This is a genomic window from Micromonospora sp. WMMB482 (genome assembly GCF_019038635.1).
Classification (GTDB): Bacteria; Actinomycetota; Actinomycetes; order Mycobacteriales; family Micromonosporaceae; genus Micromonospora; species Micromonospora marina.
This window is the reverse complement of record NZ_JAHOPD010000020.1, coordinates 1,434,478-1,452,271: the sequence shown is the minus strand read 5'-3', so window position 1 is coordinate 1,452,271 and position 17,794 is coordinate 1,434,478. Positions and strand designations below refer to the sequence as shown.

Annotated in this window: 30 protein-coding genes; 29 read left to right on the top strand and 1 reads right to left on the bottom strand. The window is 69.5% G+C overall.

Annotation, left to right across the window (positions count from 1 at the left end; genetic code table 11):
• Position 1: 1 nt before the first annotated feature.
• The 29 genes from rplB to truA all read left to right on the top strand — a co-directional run bounded on the left by rplB (position 2) and on the right by truA (position 16,488).
• The gene (gene rplB / locus KSK32_RS07680) at positions 2-841 is read left to right on the top strand and encodes a 50S ribosomal protein L2 (RefSeq protein ID WP_013288631.1); all 840 of its coding nucleotides are present in this window, start codon (positions 2-4) and stop codon (positions 839-841) included.
• Positions 842-853: 12 nt separating this feature from the next.
• Complete coding sequence (rpsS, locus tag KSK32_RS07675; RefSeq protein ID WP_007073032.1) at positions 854-1,135, top strand: 30S ribosomal protein S19; 282 nt, start codon at positions 854-856, stop codon at positions 1,133-1,135.
• A 40-nt stretch (positions 1,136-1,175) separates the two neighbouring features.
• Positions 1,176-1,625, top strand: a complete 450-nt coding sequence (rplV, locus tag KSK32_RS07670) for a 50S ribosomal protein L22 (RefSeq protein ID WP_018784552.1) — start codon at positions 1,176-1,178, stop codon at positions 1,623-1,625.
• Positions 1,625-2,497 (top strand): 30S ribosomal protein S3, encoded by an 873-nt coding sequence (rpsC, locus tag KSK32_RS07665; RefSeq protein WP_216929830.1) that lies wholly within the window; start codon positions 1,625-1,627, stop codon positions 2,495-2,497. Before rplV ends, rpsC begins: the two co-directional genes overlap by 1 nt.
• Positions 2,498-2,500: 3 nt before the next feature.
• Complete coding sequence (rplP, locus tag KSK32_RS07660; protein WP_007465292.1) at positions 2,501-2,926, top strand: 50S ribosomal protein L16; 426 nt, start codon at positions 2,501-2,503, stop codon at positions 2,924-2,926.
• Entirely contained in the window at positions 2,926-3,162 is a 237-nt protein-coding gene (rpmC, locus tag KSK32_RS07655) for a 50S ribosomal protein L29 (protein WP_013288628.1), read from the top strand. The genes rplP and rpmC overlap by 1 nt, the downstream gene beginning before the upstream one ends.
• Positions 3,159-3,434, top strand: coding sequence for a 30S ribosomal protein S17 (rpsQ, locus tag KSK32_RS07650; protein WP_030501606.1), 276 nt, complete (start codon positions 3,159-3,161; stop codon positions 3,432-3,434). The genes rpmC and rpsQ overlap by 4 nt, the downstream gene beginning before the upstream one ends.
• A 97-nt stretch (positions 3,435-3,531) precedes the next feature.
• Entirely contained in the window at positions 3,532-3,900 is a 369-nt protein-coding gene (rplN, locus tag KSK32_RS07645) for a 50S ribosomal protein L14 (RefSeq protein WP_007073026.1), read from the top strand.
• Positions 3,897-4,217: a 50S ribosomal protein L24 gene (rplX, locus tag KSK32_RS07640; RefSeq protein WP_013288626.1), complete on the top strand. Its 321-nt coding sequence runs from the start codon at positions 3,897-3,899 to the stop codon at positions 4,215-4,217. The genes rplN and rplX overlap by 4 nt, the downstream gene beginning before the upstream one ends.
• Positions 4,217-4,786: a 50S ribosomal protein L5 gene (rplE, locus tag KSK32_RS07635; protein WP_018784556.1), complete on the top strand. Its 570-nt coding sequence runs from the start codon at positions 4,217-4,219 to the stop codon at positions 4,784-4,786. The genes rplX and rplE overlap by 1 nt, the downstream gene beginning before the upstream one ends.
• Before the next feature lies 1 nt (position 4,787).
• The gene (locus KSK32_RS07630; protein WP_007073023.1) at positions 4,788-4,973 is read left to right on the top strand and encodes a type Z 30S ribosomal protein S14; all 186 of its coding nucleotides are present in this window, start codon (positions 4,788-4,790) and stop codon (positions 4,971-4,973) included.
• Between the two features lie 98 nt (positions 4,974-5,071).
• Positions 5,072-5,479: a 30S ribosomal protein S8 gene (gene rpsH / locus KSK32_RS07625; protein WP_013288624.1), complete on the top strand. Its 408-nt coding sequence runs from the start codon at positions 5,072-5,074 to the stop codon at positions 5,477-5,479.
• A 16-nt stretch (positions 5,480-5,495) separates the two neighbouring features.
• Positions 5,496-6,038 carry a 50S ribosomal protein L6 gene (gene rplF / locus KSK32_RS07620; RefSeq protein WP_073828942.1) on the top strand — a complete coding sequence of 181 codons (543 nt, stop codon included), beginning with the start codon at positions 5,496-5,498 and terminating at the stop codon, positions 6,036-6,038.
• Between the two features lie 67 nt (positions 6,039-6,105).
• Complete coding sequence (gene rplR, locus KSK32_RS07615; RefSeq protein WP_013288622.1) at positions 6,106-6,495, top strand: 50S ribosomal protein L18; 390 nt, start codon at positions 6,106-6,108, stop codon at positions 6,493-6,495.
• Between the two features lie 33 nt (positions 6,496-6,528).
• Positions 6,529-7,143, top strand: coding sequence for a 30S ribosomal protein S5 (gene rpsE, locus KSK32_RS07610; protein WP_018784559.1), 615 nt, complete (start codon positions 6,529-6,531; stop codon positions 7,141-7,143).
• A complete protein-coding gene (gene rpmD, locus KSK32_RS07605) occupies positions 7,143-7,325 on the top strand; it encodes a 50S ribosomal protein L30 (protein WP_018784560.1) in 183 nt (60 codons plus the stop codon). The genes rpsE and rpmD overlap by 1 nt, the downstream gene beginning before the upstream one ends.
• Positions 7,325-7,768 carry a 50S ribosomal protein L15 gene (rplO, locus tag KSK32_RS07600; RefSeq protein ID WP_216929828.1) on the top strand — a complete coding sequence of 148 codons (444 nt, stop codon included), beginning with the start codon at positions 7,325-7,327 and terminating at the stop codon, positions 7,766-7,768. The genes rpmD and rplO overlap by 1 nt, the downstream gene beginning before the upstream one ends.
• Positions 7,769-8,006: 238 nt before the next feature.
• Positions 8,007-9,335 carry a preprotein translocase subunit SecY gene (gene secY / locus KSK32_RS07595; protein WP_216929826.1) on the top strand — a complete coding sequence of 443 codons (1,329 nt, stop codon included), beginning with the start codon at positions 8,007-8,009 and terminating at the stop codon, positions 9,333-9,335.
• Positions 9,336-9,989, top strand: coding sequence for an adenylate kinase (locus KSK32_RS07590; RefSeq protein ID WP_018784563.1), 654 nt, complete (start codon positions 9,336-9,338; stop codon positions 9,987-9,989).
• A gap of 96 nt (positions 9,990-10,085) precedes the next feature.
• Entirely contained in the window at positions 10,086-10,940 is an 855-nt protein-coding gene (gene map, locus KSK32_RS07585) for a type I methionyl aminopeptidase (protein ID WP_216929824.1), read from the top strand.
• An 89-nt stretch (positions 10,941-11,029) separates the two neighbouring features.
• Entirely contained in the window at positions 11,030-11,554 is a 525-nt protein-coding gene (locus KSK32_RS07580; RefSeq protein WP_216935885.1) for a DUF1707 domain-containing protein, read from the top strand.
• 232 nt (positions 11,555-11,786) lie between these two features.
• The gene (gene infA / locus KSK32_RS07575; RefSeq protein WP_007073013.1) at positions 11,787-12,008 is read left to right on the top strand and encodes a translation initiation factor IF-1; all 222 of its coding nucleotides are present in this window, start codon (positions 11,787-11,789) and stop codon (positions 12,006-12,008) included.
• 90 nt (positions 12,009-12,098) lie between these two features.
• Positions 12,099-12,212 (top strand): 50S ribosomal protein L36, encoded by a 114-nt coding sequence (gene rpmJ / locus KSK32_RS07570; RefSeq protein WP_012184307.1) that lies wholly within the window; start codon positions 12,099-12,101, stop codon positions 12,210-12,212.
• A gap of 211 nt (positions 12,213-12,423) precedes the next feature.
• On the top strand, positions 12,424-12,804 hold the full coding sequence (gene rpsM, locus KSK32_RS07565; protein WP_013288614.1) for a 30S ribosomal protein S13: 381 nt from the start codon (positions 12,424-12,426) through the stop codon (positions 12,802-12,804).
• Positions 12,805-12,822: 18 nt separating this feature from the next.
• Positions 12,823-13,230 (top strand): 30S ribosomal protein S11, encoded by a 408-nt coding sequence (gene rpsK, locus KSK32_RS07560; RefSeq protein WP_013288613.1) that lies wholly within the window; start codon positions 12,823-12,825, stop codon positions 13,228-13,230.
• Positions 13,231-13,244: 14 nt separating this feature from the next.
• Positions 13,245-13,871, top strand: coding sequence for a 30S ribosomal protein S4 (gene rpsD / locus KSK32_RS07555; RefSeq protein WP_018784565.1), 627 nt, complete (start codon positions 13,245-13,247; stop codon positions 13,869-13,871).
• 95 nt (positions 13,872-13,966) lie between these two features.
• On the top strand, positions 13,967-14,989 hold the full coding sequence (locus KSK32_RS07550) for a DNA-directed RNA polymerase subunit alpha (RefSeq protein ID WP_007073009.1): 1,023 nt from the start codon (positions 13,967-13,969) through the stop codon (positions 14,987-14,989).
• Between the two features lie 34 nt (positions 14,990-15,023).
• Positions 15,024-15,584, top strand: coding sequence for a 50S ribosomal protein L17 (gene rplQ, locus KSK32_RS07545; RefSeq protein ID WP_018784567.1), 561 nt, complete (start codon positions 15,024-15,026; stop codon positions 15,582-15,584).
• A gap of 70 nt (positions 15,585-15,654) precedes the next feature.
• Positions 15,655-16,488 (top strand): tRNA pseudouridine(38-40) synthase TruA, encoded by an 834-nt coding sequence (truA, locus tag KSK32_RS07540; RefSeq protein ID WP_216929822.1) that lies wholly within the window; start codon positions 15,655-15,657, stop codon positions 16,486-16,488.
• 7 nt (positions 16,489-16,495) lie between these two features.
• On the opposite strand, the gene KSK32_RS34355 is transcribed toward truA, so the two are convergent.
• A complete protein-coding gene (locus KSK32_RS34355) occupies positions 16,496-17,710 on the bottom strand; it encodes a hypothetical protein (protein ID WP_289256513.1) in 1,215 nt (404 codons plus the stop codon).
• Between the last annotated feature and the right edge of the window lie 84 nt (positions 17,711-17,794).

The window sequence follows — 17,794 nt, the reverse complement described above, 5'->3', positions numbered from 1 at the left end:
AATGGCTATCCGTAAGTACAAGCCGACGACGCCGGGCCGGCGTGGCTCGAGCGTTGCCGACTTCGCCGAGATCACCCGGTCGACGCCCGAGAAGTCGCTGCTGGCTCCGCTGCCGAAGAAGGGCGGACGCAACGCCCACGGCCGGATCACCACGCGGCACCACGGTGGCGGTCACAAGCGCCAGTACCGCCTGATCGACTTCAAGCGGGTCGACAAGGACGGCGTGCCGGCGAAGGTCGCCCACATCGAGTACGACCCGAACCGCACCGCGCGCATCGCGCTGCTGCACTACGCCGACGGCGAGAAGCGCTACATCATCGCGCCGAAGGACCTGAAGCAGGGCGACCGCGTCGAGTCCGGTCCGGGCGCCGACATCAAGCCGGGCAACAACCTGCCGCTGCGCAACATCCCGGTCGGTACCACCATCCACAACGTGGAGCTGCGTCCGGGCGGCGGCGCCAAGCTGGCCCGCTCGGCCGGCGTCGGTATCCAGCTGCTCGGCCGCGAGGGCGCGTACGCGACCCTGCGTATGCCGTCCGGTGAGATCCGGCGCGTGGACGTGCGCTGCCGCGCCAGCATCGGCGAGATCGGCAACGCCGACCAGTCGAACATCAACTGGGGTAAGGCCGGCCGTATGCGGTGGAAGGGCAAGCGCCCGACCGTCCGTGGTGTCGCGATGAACCCGGTCGACCACCCGCACGGTGGTGGTGAGGGTAAGACCTCCGGTGGTCGCCACCCGGTCAACCCGCAGGGTAAGCCCGAGGGCCGCACCCGTCGTAAGGGCCAGCCGAGCGACCGGCTGATCGTCCGCCGCCGCTACGCCACGCGTAAGCGCGGCTGAGGGAGATAAGACATGCCTCGCAGCCTGAAGAAGGGCCCGTTCGTCGACGACCACCTGCTCAAGAAGGTGGAGACGCAGAACGACAAGGGCTCGAAGAACGTCATCAAGACCTGGTCGCGCCGCTCGACGATCATCCCGGAGATGCTGGGTCACACGATCGCCGTGCACGACGGACGCAAGCACGTCCCGGTCTTCGTGACCGAGGCCATGGTCGGGCACAAGCTCGGCGAGTTCGCGCTGACCCGCACGTTCAAGGGTCACGAGAAGGACGACCGGAAGAGCCGCCGGCGCTGACGCCGCGGGCATACGGATAGAGGAACAAGGGGTTACAGCGATGCCAGGAAAGGGCGACGCTCCGGTGCTTCCGGGCGCGCGGGCGGTTGCGCGGCACGTGCGCATCTCGCCGATGAAGGCGCGCCGGGTGGTCAACCTCGTCCGCGGCCTGCCCGCGAAGGAGGCGCTCACGGTGCTGCAGTTCGCGCCGCAGGCTGCGAGCGAGCAGGTGTACAAGGTGCTCGCGAGCGCGATCGCCAACGCGGAGAACAACGAGCGGCTGGACCCCGACGCGCTGCTCGTCAGTGAGGCGTTCGTCGACGAGGGCCCGACCATGAAGCGGTTCCGGCCGCGGGCGCAGGGCCGGGCGTACCGGATCCGCAAGCGCACCTGCCACATCACCGTGGCGGTCGAGGCGGTTGCGCCGGCGGCGCCGAAGAAGTCGGCGAAGAAGGCCGCCCCGGCCAAGCCGGCCGCCGAGGAGCAGAGCACGACGGAGGGTGCCGAGTAATGGGTCAGAAGGTTCACCCGACCGGGTTCCGGCTCGGCATCTCGACCGACTGGAAGTCCCGCTGGTTCGCGGACAAGCTCTACAAGGACTACATCGGCGAGGACGTCAAGATCCGCCGGATGATGTCCAAGGGCCTCGAGCGCGCCGGCATCTCCAAGGTCGACATCGAGCGCACCCGCGACCGGGTCCGCGTCGACATCCACACCGCCCGGCCGGGCATCGTCATCGGCCGTAAGGGTGCGGAGGCCGACCGGATCCGCGGCGAGCTGGAGAAGCTCACCGGCAAGCAGGTCCAGCTGAACATCATCGAGGTCAAGAACCCCGAGTCGGACGCGCAGCTGGTCGCCCAGGGCGTCGCCGAGCAGCTGTCCAGCCGGGTCAGCTTCCGCCGGGCCATGCGCAAGGCGATGCAGTCCGCGATGAAGAACCCCGCCTGCAAGGGCATCCGGGTTCAGGTCTCGGGCCGTCTGGGCGGCGCCGAGATGAGCCGGACCGAGTTCTACCGCGAGGGCCGGGTTCCGCTGCACACGCTGCGGGCCAACATCGAGTACGGCTTCTTCGAGGCCCGTACCACCTTCGGCCGGATCGGCGTGAAGGTCTGGATCTACAAGGGCGACGCCGTTCCGGGCCGCGAGGCCCCGGCCGAGGCCGCCCCGTCGCGTGGCCCGCGCCGCGACCGTGGCGACCGGCCGGACCGGCCGCGCCGTGGCCGCTCGGGCTCGTCCGGTACGACCGCCGGTGGCACCGAGGCCGGCCGGGCAGCCGCGACCACCATCGCGCAGCAGGCGGAGACGCCGGCCGGTGACCCGGTCGACGCCGGCGCTGTGGCCGCCGCCACGACTCAGCCGGCAGAGAAGCAGCAGGAGGGCTGACAGATGCTGATGCCGCGCAAGCCCCCGAAGGGCTTCCGCAAGCCGCACCACCCGGACCGCAGTGGCGCGTCCAAGGGTGGTAACCGGGTGGTGTTCGGCGAGTTCGGGATCCAGGCTCTTGAGCCGGCGTACGTGACCAACCGCCAGATCGAGTCGGCGCGTATCGCGATGACCCGTCACATCAAGCGTGGCGGCAAGGTCTGGATCACGATCTTCCCGGACCAGGCCCTCACCAAGAAGCCGGCCGAGACCCGGATGGGTTCCGGTAAGGGTTCGCCCGAGTGGTGGGTCGCCAACGTGAAGCCGGGGCGGGTTCTCTTCGAGATGTCCTTCCCCAACGAGCAGATCGCGCGAGAGGCGATGCGTCGCGCGATCCACAAGCTCCCGATGAAGTGCCGCATTGTTACGCGCGAAGTGGGTGAATCCTGATGGCAGCGGGCGTCAAGCCCTCCGAGCTGCGTGAGCTCTCCGAGGAGGAGCTGGTCACGAAGTTGCGCGAGGCGAAGGCGGAGCTGTTCAACCTCCGCGTGCAGGCCGCAACCGGGCAGCTGGACAACAACCGGCGGCTGCAGGTCATCCGTCGGGAGATCGCCCGGATCTACACGATCATGCGTGAGCGTGAGCTGGGTCTCTCGGCCGCGCCGACTGAGGTGACTGCATCATGAGTGAGAACACCACCGCCCCCGCGCGGGCCCGCCGCAAGGTTCGCGAGGGCCTCGTGGTCAGCGACAAGATGGACAAGACCGTCGTGGTCGAGGTCGAGGACCGCGTCAAGCACGCGCTGTACGGCAAGATCATGCGCCGTACGAGCAAGCTGAAGGTCCACGACGAGCAGAACTCGGCCGGCATCGGCGACCGGGTCCTGATCATGGAGACCCGGCCGCTGTCCGCCACCAAGCGCTGGCGGCTCGTGGAGATCCTCGAGAAAGCCAAGTAGCGAAGGCTCGAGCTCGGCCGGTCTCGGTCGGGCGCAGGTTCCGCCAGGCTCCGGCCGCCCCGAGCGGCCGGAGAACCGGCAGACATAGGAGATAGACGTGATTCAGCAGGAGTCGCGACTGCGCGTCGCCGACAACACGGGTGCCCGGGAGATCCTGTGCATCCGGGTGCTCGGCGGCTCCGGTCGGCGCTACGCGAGCATCGGCGACGTCATCGTGGCCACCGTCAAGGACGCGATCCCCGGTGCCGGTGTGAAGAAGGGCGACGTCGTCAAGGCCGTCGTCGTTCGGACCGCCAAGGAGAAGCGGCGGCCGGACGGGTCGTACATCCGCTTCGACGAGAACGCCGCCGTCATCATCAAGGACGGTGGGGACCCGCGCGGTACCCGTATCTTCGGCCCGGTGGGCCGGGAGCTGCGGGACAAGCGGTTCATGAAGATCATCTCTCTCGCGCCGGAGGTGTTGTGACCGTGAAGGTCAAGAAGGGCGACACGGTCGTCGTCATCGCCGGCAAGGACAAGGGTGCCAAGGGCAAGGTCATCGCGGCCTACCCGCGGCAGGACAAGGTCCTGGTCGAGGGCGTGAACCGGGTCAAGAAGCACACCCGTATCAGCACCACCCAGCGTGGCGCCAAGACCGGTGGCATCGTCACCCAGGAGGCCCCGATCCACGTCTCGAACGTGATGGTCCTGGACTCCGACGGCAAGCCGACCCGCGTCGGCTACCGGATCGACGACAACGGCCAGAAGGTCCGCATCGCGCGTAGCACCGGTAAGGACCTCTGATGACCACGGCTACCGAAACCAAGACCCTGCCGCGCCTGAAGGAGCGGTACCGCAACGAGGTGGTGGCCGAGCTGCAGAAGCAGTTCGAGTTCGCCAACCCGATGCAGGTGCCGCGGCTGGTCAAGATCGTCGTCAACATGGGTGTCGGCGAGGCCGCTCGCGACGCCAAGCTGATCGACGGGGCCGTCCGCGACCTGGCCACCATCACCGGCCAGAAGCCGCAGGTCCGGCGGGCCACCAAGTCCATCGCGCAGTTCAAGCTCCGCGAGGGCATGCCGATCGGCGCGAAGGTCACCCTGCGCGGCGACCGGATGTGGGAGTTCCTGGACCGGCTGCTCTCGATCGCGCTGCCGCGTATCCGTGACTTCCGCGGCCTGGACGGGCGCAAGCTCGACGGGCACGGCAACTACACGTTCGGTCTGACCGAGCAGTCGGTGTTCCACGAGATCGACCAGGACAAGATCGATCGCCAGCGGGGCATGGACATCACGGTGGTAACGACCGCCACGACCGACGACGAGGGCCGGGCGCTGCTCAAGCTCCTGGGCTTCCCGTTCAAGGAGAACTGAGATGGCCAAGAAGGCGCTGATCCTCAAGGCGGCCGCGAAGCCGAAGTTCTCGGTTCGCGCGTACACCCGCTGCCAGCGGTGCGGGCGTCCGAAGGCGGTCTACCGCAAGTTCGGTCTCTGCCGGGTGTGCATCCGGGAGATGGCCCACCGCGGTGAGCTGCCCGGCGTGTCCAAGGCTTCCTGGTAATAGCCCGGCGCGCTCCGGCGCGTCAGCTGAACTGTCTCTTCGCCGTAGGCCCCGGGCCTGGCCCGGGGAACCCCGGCGAGAAAGGTTGACGAGTTTTCATGACGATGACCGACCCGATCGCAGACATGCTCACGCGTCTGCGTAACGCCAACCAGGCGTACCACGACCGGGTGACGATGCCGTACTCGAAGATCAAGGCGAACATCGCCGAGGTCCTCAAGGCCGAGGGTTACATCGCCACCTGGTCGGTCGAGGAGCCCGAGGAGGGCGCCGTCGGCAAGCGACTGGTCGTCGAGCTGAAGTACGGCCAGAACCGCGAGCGGAGCCTGGCCGGCATCAAGCGCGTGTCCAAGCCCGGTCTCCGGGTGTACGCCAAGTCGGACGGGCTCCCGCGGGTGCTCGGCGGGCTGGGCGTGGCGATCATTTCGACGTCCCAGGGGCTGCTCACCGACCGGCAGGCCCGCAAGCGGAGCGTTGGCGGGGAAGTCCTCGCCTTCGTCTGGTAACGGGAGACAGGTAGAAATGTCGCGTATTGGACGTAAGTCGATCCCGGTGCCTGCCGGCGTCGACATCACGATCGACGGCCGGACCGTCAAGGTCAAGGGCCCCAAGGGCGAACTGAGCCACGTGCTGGCCGAGCCGATCACGGCGGAGCGGGGCGAGGACGGCGAGCTGCACGTCAACCGGCCCAACGACGAGCGCAAGGCCAAGGAGCTGCACGGCCTGAGCCGTACGCTGGTGGCCAACATGATCGTCGGTGTGACCGAGGGCTACCGCAAGAGCCTGGAGATCGCCGGCACCGGTTACCGCGTGACCGCCAAGGGCAAGGACCTGGAGTTCGCGCTCGGGTTCTCGCACCCGGTCCTCGTGCAGGCGCCGGACGGCATCACCTTCACGGTCGAGAAGCCGACGCTGTTCCACGTGGCCGGCATCGACAAGCAGCAGGTCGGTGAGGTGGCCGCCAACATCCGGAAGATCCGTCCGCCGGAGCCCTACAAGGGCAAGGGCGTGAAGTACCAGGGCGAGGTCATCCGCCGTAAGGCCGGTAAGGCGGGCAAGAAGTGACCGCGGCCGTCAACACCCGGGCGAGGTCGTCCGCCGGCCGTGAGGCCGTGAGAAAGGCAGGTAAGAAGTGAGCGCCACGCTGCTCAAGCGCCGCCGCGGCGTCGCCGCCAAGCGTGCCGTCGGGCGTGCGCGTCGGCACTTCCGGGTCCGCAAGAACGTCAGCGGCACCGCCGAGCGTCCCCGCCTCGTCGTCACCCGCTCCCTGCGCCACGTGGTGGCCCAGGTCGTGGACGACACCAAGGGTCACACCCTGGCGTCGGCCTCGACCATGGACGCCTCGCTGCGCGGCGCCGAGGGCGACAAGAGCGCCCTGGCCGGCAAGGTCGGCGCCCTGCTCGCCGAGCGCGCCAAGGCCGCCGGCGTCTCGAAGGTCGTCTTCGACCGCGGTGGCAACCGGTACGCGGGGCGTGTCGCCGCGCTTGCCGACGCCGCCCGCGAAGCCGGGCTCGAGTTCTAGAAACCCCGTCACGAGAGAGAAGGAAGGCTGCTGATGCCAGGTCAACAGCGCCGTGGCGGCGGGTCCGGTGGCAACGAGGGTGGTCGCCGCGACAACCGCCGTGAGGGCGGCCGCGGAAACGCGCCCGTCGAGAAGACCCCGCACCTCGAGCGGGTCGTCGCGATCAACCGCGTCGCCAAGGTCGTGAAGGGTGGTCGTCGCTTCAGCTTCACCGCCCTGGTGATCGTGGGCGACGGCGACGGCACCGTCGGTGTGGGCTACGGAAAGGCCAAGGAGGTGCCCGCGGCGATCGCCAAGGGTGTCGAGGAGGCCAAGAAGCACTTCTTCAAGGTGCCGCGCATCGGCGCCTCGATCCCGCACCCGGTCACGGGTGAGGACGCGGCCGGTGTGGTGCTGCTCAAGCCGGCCTCCGCCGGTACGGGTGTCATCGCCGGTGGTCCGGTGCGTGCCGTGCTGGAGTGCGCGGGCATCCACGACGTGCTCTCCAAGAGCCTCGGCTCGTCCAACCCGATCAACATCGTGCACGCCACGGTGGCGGCCCTGAAGGGGCTCGAGTCCCCGGAGCAGGTCGCGGCCCGTCGTGGTCTGCCGGTCGAGGACGTCGCGCCGGCCGCCATGCTGGCGTCGCGGGCGGGGGTGGCGTCCTGATGGCACGCCTGAAGGTCACCCAGGTCCGGTCCGAGATCGGGACCAAGCGCAACCAGCGTGAGTCGCTGCGTTCGCTCGGTCTCAAGCGGATCAACGACGTGGTGGTCAAGGAGGACCGGCCGGAGATCCGCGGCATGATCTTCACGGTCAACCACCTCGTGAAGGTCGAGGAGGTCGAGTAATGACGATCAAGGTGCACCACCTGCGTCCGGCTCCCGGCGCCAAGACCGACAAGACCCGTGTGGGTCGCGGTGAGGGCTCCAAGGGCAAGACGGCCGGTCGCGGTACCAAGGGTTCCAAGGCCCGCAAGAACATCTCGCCGGCGTTCGAGGGTGGGCAGATGCCCATCCACATGCGCCTGCCGAAGATGAAGGGCTTCAAGAACAAGTTCAAGGTCGTGTTCCAGGTGATCAACCTGGACCGGCTGGCCGAGCTGTTCCCGAACGGCGGCCAGGTCGGCCCGGTCGAGCTGGTCGAGGCCGGCGCGGTCCGCAAGGGTCACCCGGTCAAGGTGCTCGGCACCGGCGACCTCGGTGGCGTGTCTCTCCAGGTCTCGGCGCACGCGTTCAGTGCGTCGGCCAAGGAGAAGATCACCGCCGCCGGTGGCTCGGTCACCGAGCTGTAAGACGATGTTCGTGGCGCCCGCTCAGTTGTTCGCGACTGGGCGGGCGCCATGGTCTACCGGCCACGTGTGCGCCGGGTAACATCGGATTCGGTTTATGTAGCCGGGCACATCTGCCCGGACCGGGATCGGGCTGTTAGAGTCCGTTCCCAGCCATGGATTCCGGACACTCCGTCCGGCACCACACCCCGCCCCGCCAGGGATTCGTCACCGGCGGCCCGCGTCGCGCAGGAGGAAGAAGTTGCTGTCCGCCTTTCTCAGTGCGTTCCGTACGCCTGACCTGCGCAAGAAGCTGCTGTTCACAGTAGGCATCATCGCGGTCTACCGGCTGGGCGCCACGCTGCCCAGCCCGGGCGTCTCGTACGGCAACGTGCAGAAGTGCCTCGACACGATCCAGGGTGGCAGCACGGGTGTGCTCAACCTGCTGGATCTCTTCTCCGGTGGCGCGCTGCTCCAGCTCTCGGTCTTCGCGCTGGGCATCATGCCCTACATCACCGCGTCGATCATTCTCCAGCTGCTGACGGTGGTGATCCCGCGCCTGGAGCAGCTCCGCAAGGAGGGCCAGGCCGGGCAGGCCAAGATCACGCAGTACACCCGCTACCTGACGCTGGGCCTGGGCGTCCTCCAGGCCTCGGCGTTCGTGGCGCTGGCCCGCTCCGGGCAGCTGTTCAACAACCAGTGCGACCAGTTCCCGATCGTGCCCCGCGGCACCGGCATCCCGGACTGGCTGACCCTGACCATCCTGGTCATGACCATGACCGCCGGCACCGGCGTGGTGATGTGGCTCGGTGAGCTGATCACCGACCGGGGCGTCGGCAACGGCATGTCCGTGCTGATCTTCACCTCGATCGCGGCCCGGCTCCCCAGCGAGGGCTGGAAGATCAAGACCACAAAGGGCTGGGGGATGTTCCTCCTCGTCATCGCCCTGGTGCTGGTGGTCATCACCGCTGTCACGTTCATCGAGCAGGCGCAGCGCCGCATCCCGGTGCAGTACGCCAAGCGCATGATCGGCCGGCGGATGTACGGCGGCACGTCGACCTACATCCCGCTGAAGGTGAACCAGGCGGGCGTCATCCCGGTCATCTTCGCCTCGTCGCTGCTCTACCTGCCGCAGCTCGCGCTCCAGTTCTTCGATCCGAACGACCCGGGCAAGGTCCAGGCGTGGATCCAGAACCACATCGTGAAGGCGAGCGCGCCGGAGCACATCGCGATCTACTTCCTGCTGATCATCTTCTTCACGTACTTCTACGTGTCGATCACGTTCAACCCGACCGAGGTCGCGGACAACATGAAGAAGTACGGCGGCTTCGTGCCGGGCATCCGCCCCGGCAAGCCGACCGCCGAGTACCTCGACTTCATCCTCAGCCGGATCACCCTGCCGGGTGCGCTCTACCTGGGCATCGTCGCGATCCTGCCGAACTTCTTCTTCATCTGGCTGGACAACCAGCAGTTCCAGAACTTCCCGTTCGGTGGAACCGCTGTGCTGATCATGGTCGGCGTCGGTCTGGAGACCGTCAAGCAGATCGAGAGCCAACTCATGCAGCGGAACTACGAAGGGTTCCTGCGGTAGATGAGACTCGTTCTGGTTGGCCCGCCGGGCGCGGGCAAGGGCACACAGGCGGAGTTCATCGCCGCGCACCTCTCGGTGCCGAAGATCTCGACCGGTGACATCTTCCGCGCGAACGTCTCCCAGGGCACGCCGCTGGGAGTCGAGGCCAAGCGGTACATGGACGCCGGCAAGCTGGTCCCGGACGAGGTCACCATCAACATGGTGCGGGACCGGCTCGCCGAGCCGGACGCGAGCGAGGGCTTCCTGCTCGACGGCTTCCCGCGGACCACTCCGCAGGCCGCCGCGCTGGACAAGCTCCTCGCCGACCTGGGCACCGCGCTGGACCTGGTGCTGGAACTGGTCGTCGACGACGACGAGGTGATCCGGCGGCTGTCCGGCCGGCGCACCTGCCGCGGCTGCGGCAAGATCTGGCACGTCGAGTTCGACGCGCCGAGCCGGGAGGGCGTCTGCGACCGCTGCGGCGCCGAGCTGTTCCAGCGCGACGACGACAAGCCGGAGACCATCGCCGCCCGGCTGCGGGAGTACGCCGAGAAGACCGCGCCGCTCGTGGACTACTACGGCGCCCAGGGCAAGCTGGTCGGCATCGACGCGACCGGCCCGGTGGAGGACGTCACCGTCCGCGCCATCGACGCGCTGCGCTCGTACGGCGGCTGAGGTCCCACCGCCACCCGGCGGATAGAGTGCGAACAGCGGGGTACGTGCGACGTGCCCCGCTGCTCCGCGTACGCGCGACGAAAGGGAACCACCACCATGCGCCGTCCCCAGCTGGACATCCAGCTGAAGACCCCCGAGCAGATCGAGCTGATGCGGGCCGCCGGTCTGGTCGTCGCCCGTGCCCTGCGCCGGATGCGGGAGGCGGTGGCTCCGGGCGTGTCGACGGCCGACCTGGACGCGATCGCCGAGTCGACCATCCGCGAGGCGGGCGCCGTGCCGTCGTTCAAGGGCTACCACGGCTTCCCGGCGTCGATCTGCTCCTCGGTCAACCGGCAGGTGGTGCACGCCATCCCGTCGCCCGAGCAGGTGCTGCGCGAGGGCGACCTGATCTCCATCGACTGCGGCGCGGTGCTGGACGGCTGGCACGGCGACGCGGCGGTCACGGTGCCGGTCGGCGACGTCGACCCGGCCCTGCTGAAGATGACGGCGGTGGCCGAGGACGCCATGTGGGCCGGGATCGCCGCCGCGGCGCGCGGGGCGGCCTCCGGCAAGGGCCGGCTCACCGACATCTCCCACGCCGTCGAGACCGCGGTCCGGCGGGGCGGCCGGTACGGCATCGTCGACGGCTACGGCGGCCACGGCATCGGCACCGAGATGCACCAGGACCCCCACGTGCTCAACCACGGGCGTCCCGGCAAGGGGCCGCGCCTGGTGCCGGGTCTGGCGCTCGCCATCGAGCCGATGATCACGATGGGCTCGCCGCGTACGGTCGAGCTGGCCGACGGCTGGACCGTGGTGACCCGGGACGGGTCGATGGCGGTGCACGTCGAGCACTCGATGGCGCTGCTGGACGACGGCGTGTGGGTGCTGACCGCCGAGGACGGCGGACGGGCCCGGCTGGGCGACCTGGTGACCGCGCGGCAGACGCCGGTCGACTCCCCGGCCGCCTGATCGCCGGCCTCCGCCGCTCCGATGACCGGCACGCCGCGCCGCCGTGGCGATCGGGTGCCATGCTGGTTGCCATGGATGAGCGCAGCCGGATGCGGGCGGCCGACGCGGACCGGGAGGCCACCGCGGAGCGGCTTCGGACGGCGCTGGCCGAGGGCCGGCTCGACCTGGACGAGTACGACGACCGGCTGCGCCGGGCGTACGGGTCGAAGACCTACGGCGAGCTGGACGAGCTGCTGACCGACCTGCCCGGCACCGCGCCGGCCGAGCGTTCCCTGCCGGCTCCGCGCGCGACCGGGGAGAGCGGCGCGGCCGCCCGGGGGCAGTCGGCCGTGAGTGCGCGTAACGCCTGGCTGCTGGGGGTCTGGGGGCCCTGGCTGAAGGTGGCCCTGATCCTCACCTCGATCTGGTTCGTGTCGCAGCTGGGTGAGGGTGAGTTCGAGGTCGACGACTACTGGCCGATCTGGGTGCTCGGCCCGTGGGGTGCGGTGGTGCTCTACCAGACCATCCAGGGGCTGGCCGCCGGGGCGCCGGAGAAGGACGCCGAGCGGCGGCGGCGCAAGCAGGTCGAGCGGGAGGCCCGCCGGCGGGCGAAGCGGGAGCTGCCGGAGACGTGAACTGCGTCATATCCGAGCCGTCCGGGTGATTGTCGCGCCGGTCGGTTTGGCGAGCACGTGCGGGTCGGCGTACACTTTCGGATCGGCGCACAGCGTCCACTCCGCCATGCCCACCCTGCGCTTCGGTGGGAGTCGGAGCCGCGGCTGGCGCGGGTTTCCTGATCTTGATCAGTTCACCCGTGTAAGACGTTGTGGGCCGTCCGGAGTAACCGACGTCAGGACAGCGGAGGACATGCCGAAAAAAGACGGAGCCATCGAGATCGAGGGTCGGGTCATCGAGCCCCTGCCGAACGCCATGTTCCGGGTGGAGCTCGCGAACGGCCACAAGGTGCTCGCTCACATCAGCGGCAAGATGCGGCAGCACTACATCCGCATCCTGCCGGAGGACCGGGTCGTCGTCGAACTCTCGCCGTACGACCTGACCCGCGGGCGCATCGTCTACCGCTACAAGTAAGCCTGACGACGGCCGGGAGACCCGTGTCCGTCTTCGACGTCCGGATCGCGCTCCGTCGCGGCTCCGGGCCAGATGGGAAGTAAGGCAACCGTGAAGGTCAAGCCGAGCGTCAAGAGGATCTGCAACAAGTGCCGGGTGATCCGCCGGCACGGCCGGGTCATGGTCATCTGCACCGACCCGCGCCACAAGCAGCGCCAGGGCTGACGCCCCACACATCACCAGCTCGTCCCAGCCGCGGTCGGGTGCGCAGCGCGTACCCCCTCGTGGTTGACCCCCGGTCGGAGGCCGGGGCCCGCTCGGGCAGCGACCGATCCCGGTCGCCGGCGTTCTTGACGCCGGAAGGACAGGGACGGCCGGTAGCGGGGTGGGACGGGTCCACACCTCCGCCACAACATCACGAGGAGTACGCCCGCACATGGCACGTCTAGTCGGCGTGGATCTCCCCCGCGAGAAGCGGATGGAGATCGCGCTCACCTACATCTTCGGGGTCGGTCGCACCCGCGCCCTGGAGACGCTCGCCGCAACCGGCATCTCGCCGGACAAGCGCGTTCGCGACCTCACGGACGAGGAGCTCGTCGAGCTCCGGAACCACATCGAGGGCAACTACAAGGTTGAAGGCGACCTGCGCCGCGAGGTCGCCGCTGACATCCGCCGCAAGGTCGAGATCGGCTGCTACGCCGGTATCCGGCACCGTCGCGGTCTGCCCGTGCGTGGCCAGCGCACCAAGACCAACGCGCGGACCCGGAAGGGCCCGAAGCGGACCGTGGCCGGCAAGAAGAAGCCCGGCAAGAAGTAACTAGGAGCGCACAGACTTATGCCACCGAAGGCTCGTGCCGGAGCCGCCGTCAAGAAGGTCCGGCGCAAGGAACGCAAGAACGTCGCCCACGGGCAGGCGCACATCAAGAGCACCTTCAACAACACCATCGTGTCCATCACGGACCCGACCGGTGCGGTCATCTCCTGGGCCTCCTCCGGCCAGGTCGGCTTCAAGGGCTCTCGCAAGTCGACTCCGTTCGCCGCGCAGCTCGCCGCCGAGGCCGCCGCGCGCCGCGCGATGGAGCACGGCATGCGCAAGGTCGACGTGTTCGTCAAGGGCCCCGGCTCCGGCCGGGAGACCGCCATCCGTTCGCTGCAGGCCGTGGGCCTCGAGGTCGGGCAGATCTCCGACGTCACGCCGCAGCCGCACAACGGGTGCCGTCCGCCGAAGCGTCGCCGGGTCTGAGAGGTTAGAGAGAGATGGCTCGTTACACCGGTGCTGACTGCCGCCGTTGCCGGCGGGAGAAGATGAAGCTGTTCCTCAAGGGCAGCAAGTGCGATGGTCCGAAGTGCCCGTTCGAGTCCCGGCCGTTCCCGCCCGGGCAGCACGGCCGCGGCCGCACGAAGGAGACGGAGTACCTGCTCCAGCTCCGTGAGAAGCAGAAGGCCCGCCGTGTCTACGGCGTGCTGGAGAAGCAGTTCCGCGGCTACTACGAAGAGGCCGTGAGCAAGGAAGCCAAGACCGGTGAGGTTCTGCTGCAGATCCTCGAGTCGCGGCTGGACAACGTGGTCTACCGGGCCGGCTACGCCAAGTCCCGGGACATGGCCCGTCAGCTGGTCAAGCACGGCCACTTCACGGTGAACGGCAAGAAGGTCGACATCCCGTCGTACCGCGTCAAGGAGCACGACATCGTCGAGGTGCGTGCCAAGAGCAAGGAGCTCACCCCGTTCCTCGTGGCGCAGGGTGAGGCCGGCTCGCGGACCGTTCCGGCGTGGCTGGAGGCGATCCCGAGCCAGCTGAAGATCCTCGTGCACTCGCTCCCGGCCCGCCAGGTGATCGACACCCAGGTCCAGGAGCAGCTGATCGTCGAGCTCTACTCCAAGTAAGGGCTCGTTGCGGTGGCCCGTCCTCCGGGGCGGGCCACCGGAACAGTTGTGTCGTGGGCGTCAAATAGCGGGCGCCCCGGAAGAGAAGAGAAAAGATGCTCATCAGCCAGCGACCGTCTCTCTCCGAAGAGTCGATCAACGAGACCCGCTCCCGGTTCACCATCGAGCCGCTGGAGCCCGGCTTCGGCTACACGCTGGGCAACTCGCTGCGGCGTACGCTGCTGTCGTCGATCCCGGGTGCGGCGGTCACCTCGATCAAGATCGACGGTGTGCTGCACGAGTTCACCACGATCCCCGGTGTCAAGGAGGACGTGGTCGAGCTCGTCATGAACATCAAGGAGCTGTGCGTCAGCTCCGAGCACGACGAGCCGGTCAGCATGTACCTGCGCAAGCAGGGCCCGGGCGACGTGACCGCCGGTGACATCCAGCCCCCGGCCGGTGTCTCGGTGCACAACCCGGACCTGAAGCTCGCCACCCTCAACGGCAAGGGCCGGCTCGACATGGAGCTGACCGTCGAGCGGGGCCGCGGCTACGTCACGGCGGCGCAGAACAAGCAGGCGGGCGCCGAGATCGGCCGGATCCCGGTCGACTCGATCTACTCGCCGGTGCTCAAGGTGACGTACCGGGTCGAGGCGACCCGTGTCGAGCAGCGGACCGACTTCGACCGGCTGATCATCGACGTCGAGACCAAGCCGTCGATGGGCCCGCGTACCGCGCTGGCCTCGGCCGGCTCGACGCTGGTGGAGCTGTTCGGGCTGGCCCGGGAGCTGGACGAGACCGCCGAGGGCATCGACATCGGGCCGTCCCCGCAGGACGCCCAGCTGGCGGCGGACCTGGCCCTGCCGATCGAGGAGCTGGACCTCACCGTCCGCTCCTACAACTGCCTCAAGCGCGAGGGCATCAACTCCGTTGGTGAGCTCATCGGGCGTACCGAGGCCGACCTCCTCGACATCCGCAACTTCGGTCAGAAGTCGATCGACGAGGTCAAGATGAAGCTCGCCGGGATGGGCCTGGGGCTGAAGGACTCGGCTCCGAACTTCGACCCGGCGCACGTCGTGGACGCCTTCGGCGAGGCCGACTACGACACCGACGACTACCGCGAGACCGAGCAGCTCTAGTCCGCGCTGCCGCCACACCTGAGGAGCACCAAGCATGCCCACGCCCACCAAGGGCCCCCGCCTCGGCGGCAGCCCCGCGCACGAGCGGCTGATGCTGGCCAACCTGGCCACCGCGCTGTTCCAGCACGGCAAGATCCAGACCACCGAGACGAAGGCCCGGCGGCTGCGTCCGCTGGCCGAGCAGCTCATCACCAAGGCCAAGCGCGGCGACCTCGCCTCGCGCCGCCGGGTGCTGGGCGTCGTCAAGGACAAGGACGTGGTCTACGCCCTGTTCGACCAGATCGCGCCCCGGTACGCCAACCGCAACGGTGGCTACACCCGGATCGTGAAGACCGGCCCGCGCAAGGGTGACGCCGCTCCGATGGCGATCATCGAGCTGGTGGAGGAGCTTCAGGTCGCCGAGCCGAAGGCGAACAAGAAGACCGCCGCCCGCAAGGCCGCGCAGCAGGACAAGGTCGAGGCCCTGGCCCCGGCCGAGGAGACGCCGCGCTCCAGCGACGCCGACCAGGACGCCGAGGCGCCGGTCTCCGCGTCGGGTGACACCGCCGCCGCCCGCGAGGACAGCGACGAGGCCACCGAGAACGACAAGGCCTGAGATCAGGCCCGACCGGGCCCGGTATCCCCTCGGGGGTGCCGGGCCCGTCGCCGTCGACAGGAGGTACGAGGTGGACGAGCGGACCCGGCTGCGGCTGGACGTCTCGTACGACGGCACCGACTTCTCCGGCTGGGCGCCCCAGCCGACCCGGCGCACCGTGGCGGGCGTGCTCGTGCAGACGCTGGATCTGGTGCTCGGCGCGGGCACGGCGACCGGTCTGACGGTGGCCGGGCGTACCGACGCCGGGGTGCACGCCACCGGGCAGGTCTGCCACCTCGACCTGCCGACGGCGGTGTGGCGGGAGCACGAGGGGCGGTTGCTGCGCCGGCTGGCCCGGCTCCTGCCACCTGACGCGCGGGTCCGCGCGATGACCGAGGTGCCGGCCGACTTCGACGCCCGGTTCTCGGCCACGTTCCGGCGCTACGAGTACCGGGTCACCGACGCACCGTGGGGCGCCGAGCCGCTGCGCCGTCGGGACACGCTGGCCTGGCCCAAGCCGCTGGACCTGGCGGCCCTCAACGCCTCCGCCGCCGGGCTGGTGGGCGAGCACGACTTCGCCGCGTACTGCCGGCGCAAGGAGAACGCGACCACGTTGCGCGAGGTGACCCGGCTGGACTGGCGGCGCGACCCGGACGGGATCCTGGTCGCCACCGTGCAGGCCGACGCGTTCTGCCAGAACATGGTGCGCAGCCTGGTCGGGGCGATGCTGGTGGCCGGTGACGGGCGGCGGCCGGTCCAGTGGCCGGCCGGCCTGCTGACCCGGCGTGAACGCTCCAGCGAGGTGACTGTCGCGCCCGCGCACGGTCTCGCCCTGGTCGAGGTGGGCTACCCGGCCGACCCGGCCGAGTACGCCCGCCGAGCCGAGGAGACCCGCCGGTTGCGGGTGCCGGTGGCCGAGGGCTGACCCGGGTTCAGTCCGTGCCCCGCTGACCGGCGCTGTCCTCGGCCGAGTCCGCGTCGGGCTGCCCGGCCGTTCCGGAGGCCGCGCGGCGGTCCAGCACACCTTGGTTGAGGTGCAGCTCGACCAGGTCGTACATGATCTCGCGGGCGGTCGCGTCGTCGCTCCCGATGCGTTCCCCGTCGGCGCGGGTGACCAGGCAGAAGGCGACGTAGTGTCCGCGTACCTGCCAGGCGACCCGGGCCGCGGCCCGCTCCACCGCCTCGGTGTCGTCGCCCGCGGCCATGCCACGGAACCGTCCCTGTCGCGCGTCGAGCAGCGGCCGGATGCGGTCGCGTACCCGCTGGGCGGTGGCCACGTCGGTGAGGTTGAGCAGACCGGCGGTGATCAGGTGGTCGCCGTCGGGGGAGCGGAGCGTGCCCCGCACGACCTGGTTGCAGCCGAGCCGGACCAGCAGGTCGGCGATCTCGCCGGTGGCCGCGACCTGGCACTTCGTGCTGGCCTGGGTCTTGAGCACCCGGTAGGCCGGCTTCCCGTCGGTGACCACGAGATCCTTGGCCGGGAAGACCTCCTTGGCGGTGAGTGACGCCTGGTCGGTGTCCCGGGAGTCCAGGTCGGTGCCGCCGGACGGGGCGCTCGACTCGGTCGGCTGCGGGGTCGGCTGGCCGGCCGGCGGCGTGACGGTGCGTTCGTCGAGCAGGGCCGCGACTGCGAGACCGGTGAGCGAGAGCAGGAGCAGTACGGCGGCGCTGCCGACGAGCGTCTGCCAGAACCGGCCGCCGCCACGGCGTTCGGCGCGCCGGGTCCGGGGCAGCTCGGAGACGTCGGCGGCGCGGGCGGCCGGGCTGGCCGGGATCGGGACCGTCGGCCGGTTCGTCGCCGCCGGTACCGGTGCCGGCATCGGCGGCGCGGGCTGCGGCACCGGGGAGGGTTCGCGTGGTGGCGCGGGCCGCCCGGGTGTGGGCGCCGGTGCCGGTGGTGCCGGAACGGGTGCGCGGGCGTCGTCCGCCACCACCTGCCCGTCGGGGTCGGCCTGCTCGGCCGCACCGGCCGGTGGCAGCGCCGGTCGGGCGGTGGGCCGCGGCGGCGGGGGCAGCGACGGGGTGGGGAAGCGGGAGCGTGACGGACCCGCGGGCGGGGGCGTCTTGGCTGCGGGCCCGTTCGGGGCCGACCCGGGCTTCGGGTACTCCAGGAAGGCGTCCTCATCGGACTCGTACCGGTACACCATGTGGCATAGAGTAGGGCTGATTGTCCCTTTCAGGGGTAATATCGGGAAAATCTGGCGGAGTGGCGTGCGACCCCGCCCGTGACA